This is a genomic window from Streptomyces sp. NPDC096012 (genome assembly GCF_040426375.1).
Lineage (GTDB): Bacteria > Actinomycetota > Actinomycetes > Streptomycetales > Streptomycetaceae > Streptomyces.
Genome location: NZ_JBEOTD010000005.1, coordinates 168,295 through 181,199, shown reverse-complemented (window position 1 = coordinate 181,199; position 12,905 = coordinate 168,295). Strand labels below are relative to the sequence as shown.

Sequence of the window (12,905 nt, the reverse complement as noted above, 5' to 3'; positions counted from 1 at the left end):
GGAGTCGGCGTCCGGCCCGCCGGATGCCTGGTGGGACCGGGTCGGAGCACCACGCCCGGTCCCACCCGCCCGCCGTGTCGGCGAACGATCAGTGGGCGGTCACCGCTTCGCGGCCTTCCGGGTGGCCCGCAGCCATTCCTTGTTCATGCTCGTGATGGACACCAGCGGGATCCCCTTCGGGCACGCGGTGGCGCACTCGCCGGCCAGGGTGCAGCCGCCGAAGCCCTCCTCGTCCATCTGCGCCACCATGTCCAGCACTCGTGTCTCCCGCTCGGGGGCGCCCTGGGGCAGCACGTTCAGATGGTTGACCTTGGCGGAGGTGAACAGCATCGCCGCCCCGTTGGGACAGGCGGCCACGCACGCCCCGCACCCGATGCACTCGGCGTGCTCGAACGCGAAGTCGGCGTCGGCCTTGGGCACCGGTGTGGCGTGCGCCTCCGGCGCGGAGCCGGTGGGCGCGGTGACGTAGCCACCGGCCTGGATGATCCGGTCGAACGCGGACCGGTCGACCACCAGGTCCTTGATCACCGGGAAGGCCGCGGCCCGCCACGGCTCGACGTCGATGGTGTCGCCGTCGCGGAAGGACCGCATGTGCAGCTGGCAGGTGGTCGTCCGCTCGGGGCCGTGCGCGTCGCCGTTGATGACCAGCGAGCACGCCCCGCAGATGCCCTCGCGGCAGTCGTGGTCGAAGGCGACGGGCTCCTCGCCGGAGAGGATGAGCTGTTCGTTGAGGACGTCCAGCATCTCCAGGAAGGACATGTCGGGTGAGATGCCGTCCACCCGGTAGGTGGACATGGCGCCTTCCGCTTCGGCGTCGCGCTGTCGCCAGACGCGCAGGTTGAGCTTCATGCGTAGCTCCGCTGGGTGGGGTGGACGTACTCGAAGACCAGGTCTTCCTTGTGCAGGACGGGTGACTCGCCGGTGCCGGTGAACTCCCAGGCGGCGGCGTAGGAGAAGGCGTCGTCGTCGCGGGCCGCCTCGCCGTCGGGGGTCTGGGACTCCTCGCGGAAGTGGCCGCCGCAGGACTCGGCGCGGTGCAGCGCGTCGAGGCACATCAGCTCGGCGAGTTCCAGGTAGTCGACGATGCGGTTGGCCTTCTCCAGCGACTGGTTGAACTCCTCGCCGGTGCCGGGCACCTTGATCCGCCGCCAGAACTCCTCGCGGATCTGCGGGATGCGCTCCAGCGCCTTGCGCAGGCCCGCGTCGCTCCGGGCCATGCCGCAGAACTCCCACATCAGTTCGCCGAGTTCGCGGTGGAAGGAGTCGGGGGTGCGGTCGCCGTCCACCGCGAGGAGCAGGTTCAGCCGGTCCGCGGTCTCCGCCAGCACCTCCTGCACCACCGGGTGCGTGGCGCCCACCGGCTCCTGGTGCGGGTTGCGGGCCAGGTAGTCGTTGATGGTGGCCGGCAGGACGAAGTAGCCGTCGGCCAGGCCCTGCATCAGCGCGGAAGCGCCGAGCCGGTTGGCGCCGTGGTCGGAGAAGTTGGCCTCGCCGACGGCGAACAGGCCGGGGACGGTGGTCTGCAGGTCGTAGTCGACCCACAGGCCGCCCATGGTGTAGTGCACGGCCGGGTAGATCCGCATCGGCACCTCGTACGGATCCTCGTCGGTGATCCGCTGGTACATGTCGAAGAGGTTGCCGTACCTGGCCTCGACGGCCTTGCGGCCCATCCGCCGGATCGCGTCGGCGAAGTCGAGGTACACGCCCTGCCCGCCGGGTCCGACTCCCCTGCCCTCGTCGCAGACGTGCTTCGCGGCGCGGGAGGCGATGTCGCGCGGGACGAGGTTGCCGAAGGAGGGGTAGATGCGCTCCAGGTAGTAGTCGCGCTCGTCCTCCGGGATCAGGTTCGGCGGCCGGTCGTCGCCCTTGGCCCTGGGCACCCAGATCCGGCCGTCGTTGCGCAGCGACTCGCTCATCAGCGTGAGCTTGGACTGGTGGTCGCCGGTGCGCGGGATGCACGTCGGGTGGATCTGCGTGAAGCAGGGGTTGGCGAAGTAGGCGCCGCGCCGGTGCGCCCGCCACACGGCGGTCGCGTTGGAGTTCATGGCGTTGGTCGACAGGTAGAAGACGTTGCCGTAGCCGCCGCTGGCCAGCACGACGGCGTCGGCGAAGTAGGTGTCGATCCGGCCCGTGACCAGGTCGCGGGCCACGATCCCGCGGGCCCGGCCGTCGACGACGATCAGGTCCAGCATCTCGGTGCGCGCGTGCATCTCGACGTTCCCGGCGGCGATCTGCCGGGAGAGCGCCTGGTAGGCGCCGAGCAGCAGCTGCTGGCCCGTCTGGCCGCGGGCGTAGAAGGTGCGGGAGACCTGCACCCCGCCGAAGGAACGGGTGTCGAGCAGGCCGCCGTACTCGCGCGCGAACGGCACGCCCTGGGCCACGCACTGGTCGATGATCTCCACCGAGATCTGCGCGAGCCGGTGCACGTTCGACTCACGTGCCCGGAAGTCACCGCCCTTGACGGTGTCGTAGAACAGCCGGTGGACGGAGTCGCCGTCGTTGCGGTAGTTCTTCGCCGCGTTGATCCCGCCCTGCGCGGCGATGGAGTGCGCCCGGCGCGGGGAGTCCTGGTAGCAGAACTGGACGACGTGGTAGCCCTGTTCGGCCAGGGTGGCGCCCGCCGAGCCGCCCGCGAGGCCGGTGCCGACGACGATGACGGTGTGCTTGCGCCGGTTGGCCGGGTTGACCAGCTTCGCCTCGAAGCGGCGCTTGTCCCAGCGCTCGTGGATCGGGCCGGAGGGTGCCTTGGCGTCGACGACGGGGTCGCCGGTCGTGTAGTTCACGTATGCGGTCACAGGTCAGCTCACCACTCCGGTCATGACGCCCACGGGTACGGCGACGAAGCCCGCCGTGAGCAGCAGTGCGAGGACGTCGGCGAGGGTCCTCAGGGCGCGGTCACGGGCCCGGCTGCCGACGCCGAGGGTCTGGGCGGCGCTCCAGAAGCCGTGCCGGACGTGCAGTCCGAGCGCGAGCATCGCCACGATGTAGACGACGTTGCCGTACCAGGTGGAGAAGGTGTCCACGACGTTCCGGTACGGGTGCCCCTCCTGGAAGCCGCCCGAGTGCACGGTGCCGGTGGTCAGGTCCAGGATGTGCCAGACGATGAACAGCCCGAGGATGATCCCGCCCCAGCGCATGGTGCGGGTCGCGTAGCTCGCCCTCGGCTTCCTGTGCACGTACTTGTCGGGCCGCGCCTTCAGGTCGCGGCGGCTGAGCTGGTAGGCGGAGACGGCGTGCGCGAGCACGGCGCCGACGAGGACGATCCGGATGAGCCAGAGCGTCCACTCGTAGTGCATGAAGGGCTCGCCGATGGTGCGCAGCCAGTGGGCGTAGTGGTCGAACTCGCCCGCGCCGAAGAAGATCTTCAGGTTGCCGATCACGTGGGCGACCAGGTACATGAGCATGATCAGGCCGCTGACGGCCATCACCGTCTTCTTGCCGACGGAGGAGTCCCACACGGTGCGTGCGATGGACGGCCGTCGGTCCGTCCGCGTTGCCAGAGCCATGGAACAGCACGCTAGAGCCGGCCGGGCCGATCGGTCCAAGACATGGTCCAGCTGGTTTCCATAGGATCAAGCTATCCTGGGTGGATGCAGTTCCAGCAGCTCCAGTACTTCGTGGCCGTCGCCGAGACCCGGCACTTCACCCGGGCCGCCGAACTGGTCCATGTCGCCCAGCCGTCGCTGTCGCAGCAGATCAAGGCGCTGGAGCGGGAGCTGGGCGCCGACCTGTTCCTGCGCGCCCGGGGCAACATCACGCTCACCGGCGCGGGCGAGGCGCTGCTGCCGCTGGCCCGGCGGATTCTCGCCGACGCGGACACCGCCCGGCACGAGGTGCAGGAACTGGTGCAGCTGCGCCGGGGGCGGGTCCGGCTCGGGGCGACCCCGAGCCTGTGCACGGGTCTGCTTCCGGACGTCCTGCGCGCCTTCCACGACCGCTACCCCGGTATCCAGCTGCTGATCGAGGAGAGCGGCTCGCACGACCTGGTGCGCGAGCTGGCCCGCGGCGCGCTCGACCTGGCGCTGGTCGTGCTGCCGCTGCCCACGCCGGCGCCCGCGCTGAGCACGGTGGAGTTGCTGCGGGAGGACCTCGTGGTGGTGTCCTCGCCGGAGGCGCCGGCGCCGGGCGCCTCCGGGACCGGGTCGGGCCCGCGGGTCGTGCACGTCGCGGACCTGGAGGGTGAGCGGCTGGTGATGTTCCGGCACGGCTACGACCTGCGGGAGCTGACCGTCGCCGCGTGCCGCTCCGCGGGGTTCGAGCCGGACTTCGCGGTCGAGGGGGGCGAGATGGACGCGGTGCTGGGGTTCGTGCGGGCGGGGCTCGGGGTGGCCGTCGTACCGCGGATGGTCGCCACGCGGGCGGGGCGGGGGCTGCGGGTGACTCCGCTGGCCCAACCGGGGCTGCATCGGACGATCGCGCTGGCGCACCGGAGCGATGTGGCTCCGCCCCGGGCCGCTCGGGAGTTGCAGCGGATGCTGCTGGAGCGGTGAGGGTGGAGGTCGGCGCCGGGTGCGGGTGCGGCGGTTGCAGCGGCGTTTGCGGGGCTGGAGCGGGGGCTGGCGCGCCGTTTGCGGGTGCGGTGCGGGAGCTGGAACGCCGTGCGCAGGGGCGGTGCGCAGGCCAGTGCGGGGGGCCGGAGCGCCGTTTGCCGGGTGCGGGTGTGTGGGGGCTGGTCGCGCGGTTCCCCGCGCCCCTGGGGGGCGCTCACCGCAGATGAGGGGGTCGCGGTGGGCCGCTGCGCTCACCGGAGTCCGGGGCTCGGGGCGCCGCTGACGAGCCCCCTCTGGACGGAGAGGGGGCGGGGGGTCAGCCGGTCACGTCCGCCAGGGTCAGGTCGTGCAGGCGTTCCGGTGGGCCGGGGCGGGCGTAGTACCAGCCCTGGGCCGTGTCGCAGCCCAGTATCCGCAGCTGCTCGGCCTGGGCTCCGGTCTCCACGCCCTCCACGGTGACCGCGAGGTCGAGGCTGTGGGCGAGGGAGACGATCCCCTCGACGATCTTCAGGTCCACCGGGTCGGCCGGGAACTGCTGCATGCCCCGGGTGAAGGACCGGTCCAGCTTGAGGATGCGCACCGGCAGGCGCCGGAGGTTCGCCAGGTTCGAGTACCCGGTGCCGAAGTCGTCCAGGGCGATGTCCACGCCCATCTCCGCGAACCGGCGCAGGGGCTTGAGCAGGTCGTCGTCGGCACCGATCAGCGCGGACTCGGTGACCTCCAGGCAGAGCGCGTCCGGCGCGACCCCCGCCCGTTCGAGGATGTCGACGGTGTCCTGCACCAGACGCGGATGACTGAGCTGGCAGGGCGACAGATTGACGTTGATGCGCAGCGGGCCCGCCGCCGTCCGGTCGCCGTACCGTTCGCGCCATGCGCGGGCCTGCCGGACGGACTCCTCCAGCACCCAGCGGCCCAGCGGAACGATCAGCCCCGTGTGCTCGGCCAGCGGGATGAACCGGTCGGGGCCGAGGACGCCGTGCTGCGGGTGCAGCCAGCGCACCAGCGCCTCGGCGCCGCGCACGCTGCCGTCGCCGAGATGGACCAGCGGCTGGTACTCGATGAAGAACTCGCCGCGCTCCAGGGCGGTCGGCAGGGCCGTGGTCAGGCCGTGGCGGGTGATCGCGCGGGCGTCGGCCTCCGGATCGGCCAGTTCCGAACGGTTGCCGCCCGCCGACTTGGCCCGGTACATCGTGATGTCGGCGCTGCGCAGGACCTCCGCCGCGGTGCGCTCGCCGGCCGGGCCCTCGACGATGCCGAGGCTGCCGCGCACCATGAGGTCCCGTCCGTCCACGCTGATCGGGGTCACCAGCGCGTTCATGATCCGCTCGGCGAGTTCGTCCACCTCGCGCTCGGTGCCGGGCCCGGTGGTCAGCGCCACGAACTCGTCACCGCCGAGCCGGGCGACCATCTCGCCGGGCGCGGTCGCGCAGGACTGCAGCCGGTCGGCCACCTCCACCAGCAGCCGGTCGCCGGCCGCGTGGCCGAGGCTGTCGTTGACGGTCTTGAAACCGTCCAGGTCGAGATAGCACAACCCGAAGCGCTGGCCCGCGCCCGCACCCAGGGCCTTTTCCAGCCGCTCGAAGAACAGCGTGCGGTTGGGCAGTCCGGTGAGGGCGTCGTGCGTGGCCTCGTAGCGCAGCCTGAGGTTGAGCAGCCGGCGCTCGGTGGTGTCCTCCATGAGGGCGAGCTGGTACTGCGGACTGCCGTCGGCGTCGCGCAGCAGCGACACGGTCAGGTTGGTCCACAGCACCGTGCCGTCGGGCCGGTTGAACGCCTTCTCCAGGTGGTAGTGCTCACGTTCGCCGCGGACCAGTTCGTCGTACAGCCGCCAGGTCTGCGGGGCGTCCTCGGGGTGGGTCCAGTCCTGCACCCGGCGGATGCGCAGCGACTGGTCGGTGAGCCCGAACATGCGCAGCAGGGCGCCGTTGACCTGGAGCACCTTGCCGTCGAGGTCGGCGATGCCGATGCCTATGGCCGCGCCCTCGAAGACCGCGCGGAACCGCGCCTCACTGGCGTGCAGCGCCTGCGCCACCACCCCCTGGGCCTGCAACGCGGCCTGGGCGATGGCCTCCTGTTCGGCCAGGGTCCGCTCGCGCAGCGCCTGGGCGTACCCGGCGGCCATGGCGGCCTGCAACCGCGAGGAGCGCAGGCGCAGTTCCTCCTGGGGGCCGTCCTCGCCGCAGTACAGGACCAGGTAGGCCTCGACGCAGTCCAGGGTGCGGGTGAGCGCCTCCGGGTCGGTGCAGTGCGCCTCGACCAGGGCCGCGCCGACCGCCCTCGCGCCGTCCGCGTCGAATCCGCGCGCCCGCAGCAACCGGCTCAACCGCTGGGCGAGCGGCAGCAGTCGCTCCTCGAACTCGGTGCGGGTGAGCGACGTCGAGGTCACCGGGAAGACCGCCCGGCTCCAGATCGTCGTCAGCCGGCGCAGTCTGTCCTCCGGCCCGTCCGGCTCCGCGCTCACGCCGTACGCCCCACGCCGGCGAATCCGGAGAAGGCGTAGGGATCCTCGTCCTCCGGCGCAGACTCCGGTCGCCAGTGCGGCATCGGCACCAGTCCGGGTTCCACCATGTCGTACCCCTCGAAGAACCGCGCGATGTCCTCGCGCGAGCGCATGATCAGCGGGTTGCGGATGTCCTTGTAGACGTCCACCGCACCCTCGGCCCGCTCCGCGGGCACCGGGACTCCCTCGTACGAGGCATGAGTGAGGATCAGCAGGCTGCCGGGCGCGAGGGCCTCGCGCAACTCGGCCACCGCACCGTACGGGTCGTCCGCGTCTTCCACGAAATGCAGTATCGCAACGAGGAGGAGGGCCACTGGCCGATTCAGGTCGATCAGCCGCTCGCGCTGGGGGCTTGCGAGGATCTCCTGGGGCTTGCACAGGTCCGCCGCGACCACGTCCACGCCGTCGTTGCCGGCCAGGACGGCCTGGCTGTGCGCCACGGCGACCGGGTCGTGGTCGACGTACACCACACGGGCGTCGGGCACGACCGCCTGTGCCACCTCGTGGACGTTGCCGTAGGTGGGGATGCCGGAGCCGATGTCGAGGAACTGGGTGATGCCCCGCTCGGCCGCGAACCGTACGGCCCGGCGCATGAAAGCCCGGTTGGCCTGCATGGTCTTCGGCAGGCCCGGCATGAACTCCATGGCCTTTCGGGCCGCTTCCCGGTCGACCTCGAAGTTGTGCGAACCGCCCAGGTAGTAGTCATAGATCCGCGAGACGCTCGGCACCGAGATGTCGATGCTCCGGGGGGCCCAGGCGGGACGCTCCATGTTCTCTCCAAGGCGTGGACGACAGGCGTGAGGCGATCCGGTGTTCGAGCTGAGGCTACTGATCGCCTGCCAAAGGAGCGACCCGAAACGGAAATTGACCATCCGTTCCCGGTCACTGCCTGCGGCAAGTGCCTGTACGACCCCGCTGCGTGACGGCCGCGGCCGGCGGCCTGCGACGCACACCCGCGTGACCCGCACAGCGGTCCGCCCCCTCCGTGCGGTGCGGAGGGGGCGGACCTTCGGGCGGCACGCCGGTAGGGCGGGGCGATCGACCCTGGGGAGGTGATCTACTTGCCCGGCATGCCGACCGGCTTGCCGTCGGGCGAGACGGCGTACCAAGTGCCGCCGACGCCCTGACCGTTGGTGTCCCCGGGGGCCTTGTCACCGGAGAAGGTGTAGATCGGCCAGCAGTTGACCGTCATCTGCTCCCGTCCGTCCGACCGGGTGAAGGGCATCAGCCCCTTCTTCTTCACGCCTTCGGTGTTGTCGGCGCTGACCGGCTCGACGGCCGGCCACTTCCCCAGGCAGGCGCCGGTGCAGTTGGACACGGACTTGGGCCAGGCCTGGTCCTTCATGAAGCGGTAGACCGTCATGCCGTTCTTGTCGACGACGACGTCACCGAGCTTGGCGTCCTTGCGGACGGACAGGCCGGGCAGCGAGGCCACGGACGCCTTCTTGCCGTCCGCGGCGAGCGCGAACCACTTCCCGCCCACGCCCTGGCCGTTGGCGTCGCCCGCGTTGACGTCCTTGGCGTAGCGGTAGGCGGGCCAGCCGCCGATGGTGAGCTGCTTGCTGCCGTCGGCGCGGGTGACCTCGCCGAGCATCGCCTTGTCCACACCGGCGCCGGCGGAGGCGTCCCCGGCGGGCACCGGCGGCCAGGTGACGGCGCAGTCGCCGTCACAGTTCGACTTGGGCGGATCGGCGACGTCCTTGTCGAACCGGTACAGGGTGAGGCCGGACCCGTCGGTGAGCACCTTGCCCAGATCGGGATGGGCTGCCACGGTCAGCTTGCCCGCGGGGGCCGCCTGGGCCGGGGAAGCGGAGCCCTGGTTGCCGTCCGCGCCGTATCCGTTGCCCGCGCCGGTCGTGGTCCCGCTGCCCGGGCTGCCGTAGCCGCCCGCGGGCGCCGTGGCCCCGACGTTCTGGGCCGACGACGCGGGGGCGCCGGCGTTGTCCTGACCGCACGCCGTCGTCAGCGCCAGCACCGACGCGGCCGTGGCCACCAGTGCGGCGGTCCGCCAGGAGGTCTTCATGGTCAACTCCCCATCATCACCCTGATATTGCAGCGCCCTGCGTGCCGCCGCACGGCCATGGGTACGCGGCGCGGGGGCCGGAGTGTTCAACGGGACGGGAAGTTCTTCGGAGTTTTCTTTCCGGAGGCTGTGCCGCGAACCGCCGTCGAGGCCCGTGCGCCCCGCGCCGCCCGGCCGCCTCGACCCGTACGGGCGTACGCCTCCCGGCGGCCGTCCCGCTTCGGCGGTCAAACCGTCGCTCGCGCCATGTACCCCTTTCGGAGCAATCCCGGCGCCCTACGGCGTACGACCGCGTTTCGGAACCCATGCTCTCGTCGTGCATGGACCCGAAGTGACCCGTTGCGCGCCCACCACGCGCGCGTTGGCCCTGCTGACGCTGACCTGGACCCTGGTGGGCTGCCCGGTCGGCAGCGCCTCGGCCGACGCCTGCGCGTCCGCCTCGACGGGCCCGGAGGGCACGGTGGCGGTGGCCTACGCCGGTGACCGTATCGGCCACCACCACGGTGGCCACCACGACCACCACTGGCCCACTCCGCCGCCCTGCCCGCAGCCGACGCCACCACCGTGCCCGCCCACGCCGACCCCGACGCCACCCCCGCCACCCCCTCCCCCACCGCCGCCGAAGCCGGCACCGAAACCGCCGCCGCCGAAGCCCACTCCCGCGCCGAAGCCGCCGCCCCGGCCGGCCCCTGCTCCGCCGGCGCCCAGGCCGACGCCCCCGCCTCTCGCCCCGCCGGCTCCCCCGCCCGCGCCCAAGCCCGAACCGACACCGAAACCGGCACCGCGGCCGTCGGTGACGCCGGTGAGCTACCCGGTGTACCACCCGCACGCCACCGGCCACCCCGCTCCCGGCCACACCACGCCGGTCACCTATGTCCTGCTCATCACCGTTCCCGCGATCGTCGCGGTCGCGGCGCTGCGCCCGCGCTGACGCGCGGGTCGGCTCACATCAGGAGGCACCTGTTGTCGGATTGGCTTGTTCTCGTCCTCGCGATCCTGGGGGTCTGTGCCGTGGTGGTGCTCGTCACCTTCGTGCGGCACAAGAGGGCCCCGGAGGACGAGGACCCCAGTGAGACCCCCGACGTCATCGAGTACATGACGATGTGGATCGGCGTCGTGTACGCCATCGTCCTGGGCCTGGCCATCGCGGGCGTCTGGGAGGCCCGCAACTCCGCGCAGGACCACGTGCAGGCCGAGGCCCAGGCGCTGCACGAGATCTCGGCGCGGGTCCGGGTGTATCCGCCGGACGTCCGCGACCGCATCCGGAACGACGTCGACGCCTACGCCGGCTACGTGGTGCACACCGAGTGGAAGACCATGGAGCGCGACGGGCAGGTCACCGACCGGGGTGCCGAACTGCTGCAGAAGGTCCGGCAGGACGTGACCGACTACCAGCCGAAGAACGACTTCGAGGCGCAGGCCTACCAGCCGGTGCTGGACCAGATGGCCGCAGCGGACCAGGCCCGCAACGCGCGCGCCGACTCCACCGGGGCCACCATGCCGCCGGTGGTGTGGTGGGGGCTGATCACGGGCGCGGTGATCACCGTCGGCATGGTCTTCGCGCTGCAGATCCGGCGGACCAGCCGGGAACTGATCCTGGCCGGGCTCTTCTCCGCGACCATCGCCTTCATGCTGTTCCTCATCTGGGACTTCGACGCCCCCTACAGCCGGGGCATCGCGGTGAACGCGGAGCCGTTCCTCAACCTGTTCCCGAACATCACGGCGTAGCCGGCCCCATCACGGCGTGGCCTGCCCTGACATGCCGCATCATGCCGTGACCGGCCGCGGGCCGCAGGCCCCGCCGGCGCGTCACGGCAGGCCCCGGCCCCGGTTCCCGCGAGGTACCGGGGCACAGGCCTGTCGCACGGGTGCGCCGTGCCGTGGGTGCGGGCGGGCGGGCTCAGGCGTGCCGCTCGTGCCGCCGGCGCACCCAGAACGCGCCGCCGCCCACCAGGGCCAGTGCCACCAGGCCGCTGCCGATGGCCATGTCCTCGGTCGTCGCGCCGACGGTCCTGCTGCCACCGAGGCCGCCCTGCACACCGCCGAGCACGGCGAAGGCCCTCGGACGCGTCAGCCTGAGGCCGCCGCAGCGGACGGTGATGTCGTACCGGCCGGGACGAGCGCCACGGTCGACGAAGACGACGCCCCGCGAGACGTCGCCGCGCAGCGGGGCCAGCGGCGTGGTGCGGAAGGCGCGGGAGGTCATGGCCCCGCCCCGGCAACCGTCCACGGTGACGGTGAGCCGGCCCCCGGCGGGGACCACACCGGGTCGGGCGACGATGTTGCGCGGGCCGCCCCGGCCGCCGAAGTCGCCTCCGAGTCCGTCCCCGACGCCGAGTCCCTCCTCGAAGCCGTCGTCTCCGTGACCGAAATCGTCTCCGCCGAGATCGCCGCCCCCGAACTCGTCACCGCGGCCGAAATCGTCGCCCCGGCCGTTGCCGTTGCCGTTCCCGAAGTTGCCGTGGCCGTTGCCGTTGCCGTTCCCGAAGTTGCCGTGGCCGTTGCCGTTGCCGTTCCCGAAGTTGCCGCGGCCGTTGCCGTTCCCGAAGTTCCCGTTGCCGAAGTTCCCGTGGCCGTTGCCGTTGCCGAAGTTGCCGTTCCCGTTCCCGAAGCCGTTGCCGAATCCGTTGCCGTTCCCGACACCCCCTACACCCCCTACCCCGCCGACTCCTCCGACTCCTCCGATGACGCCGACACCCCCGACGCCGCCGATGCCGGCGATCCCTCCCACGCCGGTGCCGGGGACGATGGCCGTGCCGTTGTTGTTGGTGGTGCTCGGGCCGCCCCCGTTGCCCATGCCGTCCGCGACGGCCACGGGGGCGACGAACCCGATCGCGGCTACCGCGGCGCACGCGGCCGCCAGGGCACGTTGGTTTCGCATGTGATCCTCCGCGGGAGGCGCCCGGGTCCCGTCCCCGGTCGATCGGCGAGAAAACACCTCCCGGAAAGACCCTCAGACCCCCGGAACACGCCCGCATTTCGAGAATGGTCCGTCCTGGTGAGGCAACACGCCGGGCGAAAACCACACAATCAGACATTGCCGCAGGTCACGGACCGTCAGAAAATTCCTGGAAGCTGCAACTCGGATGGCGCACCGGGAATGCGCCGGGCCACCCGTTCGCCCGTTGCCCCGTCGCCCGTCGCGCGCGCGGGACTTAGCGTTTTCCCATGCGCGACGGACGCGGCGACGGCCGCGTCGAGAGGGGTGACGAATGTACGCGTCCGAGTTGGCGGAACTTGCCGAAGAGGAGGAGCGGCGGAGGAAACGCGCTCCCTGGGGCGTGATAGCGCTTGTTCTGCTGACCGGCCTGGCGCTCATTCGGAACGGTTCGGGAGAGTTCGACGTCGGCCCGCCGCAGCCGGCCTCGGCGGCGGCACCGGACACCCGTACCACCGCCGCGCCGGACCCCGTGGCCGCGGCGCCCCTGTCGCTGCCGTTCTCCGCCGCCGACCGGATCCGGATCCCGGCCATCCAGGTCGACGCCCCGGTCATGCCGGTCGGGCTGGACGCCAACGGCTGGGTGGCCGCTCCCCCGCCGGACGATCCGAACCTGGCCGGCTGGTTCACCGGCGCGGTCTCCCCCGGCGAGAAGGGCACCGCCGTCGTCGTCGGCCACGTCGACAACCAGAAGGGCCCGGCCGTGTTCTACGGCCTGGGGGCCCTGAAGAAGGGGAACCAGGTCGCCGTCACGCGCCAGGACGGAAAGACCGCCGTGTTCGAGGTCTACGGGGTCGAGGTCTTCTCCAAGAGCAGCTTCCCCGGTGACCGGGTGTACGGCTCCAAGGGGACTCCGGAACTGCGCATCATCACCTGCGGTGGCGGTTTCTCCAAGCAGAACGGCTACGACGGCAACGTCGTCGCCTTCGCCCGCCTGGTCGCGGTCACCTGAGG

10 protein-coding genes and 1 pseudogene are annotated in these 12,905 nt (G+C 71.7%); 4 read left to right on the top strand and 7 right to left on the bottom strand.

Annotation, left to right across the window (positions count from 1 at the left end; genetic code table 11):
* Window positions 1-99: 99 nt before the first annotated feature.
* The 3 genes from ABVB68_RS07925 to ABVB68_RS07915 are packed head-to-tail and all read right to left on the bottom strand — an operon-like array spanning window position 100 to window position 3,470.
* On the bottom strand, window positions 100-849 hold the full coding sequence (locus tag ABVB68_RS07925) for a succinate dehydrogenase/fumarate reductase iron-sulfur subunit (protein ID WP_353600166.1): 750 nt from the start codon (window positions 847-849) through the stop codon (window positions 100-102).
* Window positions 846-2,795: a fumarate reductase/succinate dehydrogenase flavoprotein subunit gene (locus ABVB68_RS07920; protein ID WP_353600165.1), complete on the bottom strand. Its 1,950-nt coding sequence runs from the start codon at window positions 2,793-2,795 to the stop codon at window positions 846-848. Before ABVB68_RS07920 ends, ABVB68_RS07925 begins: the two co-directional genes overlap by 4 nt.
* A 3-nt stretch (window positions 2,796-2,798) precedes the next feature.
* The gene (locus ABVB68_RS07915; RefSeq protein WP_353600264.1) at window positions 2,799-3,470 is read right to left on the bottom strand and encodes a succinate dehydrogenase; all 672 of its coding nucleotides are present in this window, start codon (window positions 3,468-3,470) and stop codon (window positions 2,799-2,801) included.
* Between the two features lie 120 nt (window positions 3,471-3,590).
* Between ABVB68_RS07915 and ABVB68_RS07910 the strand changes: the two genes are divergently transcribed.
* Entirely contained in the window at window positions 3,591-4,490 is a 900-nt protein-coding gene (locus tag ABVB68_RS07910; RefSeq protein ID WP_353600164.1) for a LysR family transcriptional regulator, read from the top strand.
* Between the two features lie 316 nt (window positions 4,491-4,806).
* Here ABVB68_RS07910 and ABVB68_RS07905 read toward each other — a convergent pair whose 3' ends face one another.
* The 3 genes from ABVB68_RS07905 to ABVB68_RS07895 all read right to left on the bottom strand — a co-directional run bounded on the left by ABVB68_RS07905 (window position 4,807) and on the right by ABVB68_RS07895 (window position 9,013).
* Window positions 4,807-6,951: a putative bifunctional diguanylate cyclase/phosphodiesterase gene (locus ABVB68_RS07905; protein ID WP_353600163.1), complete on the bottom strand. Its 2,145-nt coding sequence runs from the start codon at window positions 6,949-6,951 to the stop codon at window positions 4,807-4,809.
* Window positions 6,948-7,760: an SAM-dependent methyltransferase gene (locus tag ABVB68_RS07900; RefSeq protein WP_353600162.1), complete on the bottom strand. Its 813-nt coding sequence runs from the start codon at window positions 7,758-7,760 to the stop codon at window positions 6,948-6,950. The genes ABVB68_RS07905 and ABVB68_RS07900 overlap by 4 nt, the downstream gene beginning before the upstream one ends.
* A gap of 287 nt (window positions 7,761-8,047) precedes the next feature.
* Complete coding sequence (locus ABVB68_RS07895) at window positions 8,048-9,013, bottom strand: SCO0930 family lipoprotein (RefSeq protein ID WP_353600161.1); 966 nt, start codon at window positions 9,011-9,013, stop codon at window positions 8,048-8,050.
* Window positions 9,014-9,815: 802 nt separating this feature from the next.
* Between ABVB68_RS07895 and ABVB68_RS07890 the strand changes: the two genes are divergently transcribed.
* Both ABVB68_RS07890 and ABVB68_RS07885 read left to right on the top strand, forming a co-directional pair.
* Window positions 9,816-9,944 carry a hypothetical protein gene (locus ABVB68_RS07890; RefSeq protein ID WP_353600160.1) on the top strand — a complete coding sequence of 43 codons (129 nt, stop codon included), beginning with the start codon at window positions 9,816-9,818 and terminating at the stop codon, window positions 9,942-9,944.
* Window positions 9,945-9,976: 32 nt separating this feature from the next.
* Window positions 9,977-10,741, top strand: a complete 765-nt coding sequence (locus ABVB68_RS07885; protein WP_353600159.1) for a bestrophin-like domain — start codon at window positions 9,977-9,979, stop codon at window positions 10,739-10,741.
* 172 nt (window positions 10,742-10,913) lie between these two features.
* On the opposite strand, the pseudogene ABVB68_RS36870 reads toward ABVB68_RS07885, so the two are convergent.
* Window positions 10,914-11,318, bottom strand: a pseudogene (locus ABVB68_RS36870) (hypothetical protein); the annotation flags it as partial.
* A gap of 907 nt (window positions 11,319-12,225) precedes the next feature.
* Here ABVB68_RS36870 and ABVB68_RS07875 point away from each other — a divergent pair.
* Window positions 12,226-12,903: a class F sortase gene (locus ABVB68_RS07875; protein WP_353600157.1), complete on the top strand. Its 678-nt coding sequence runs from the start codon at window positions 12,226-12,228 to the stop codon at window positions 12,901-12,903.
* Window positions 12,904-12,905: the final 2 nt, after the last annotated feature.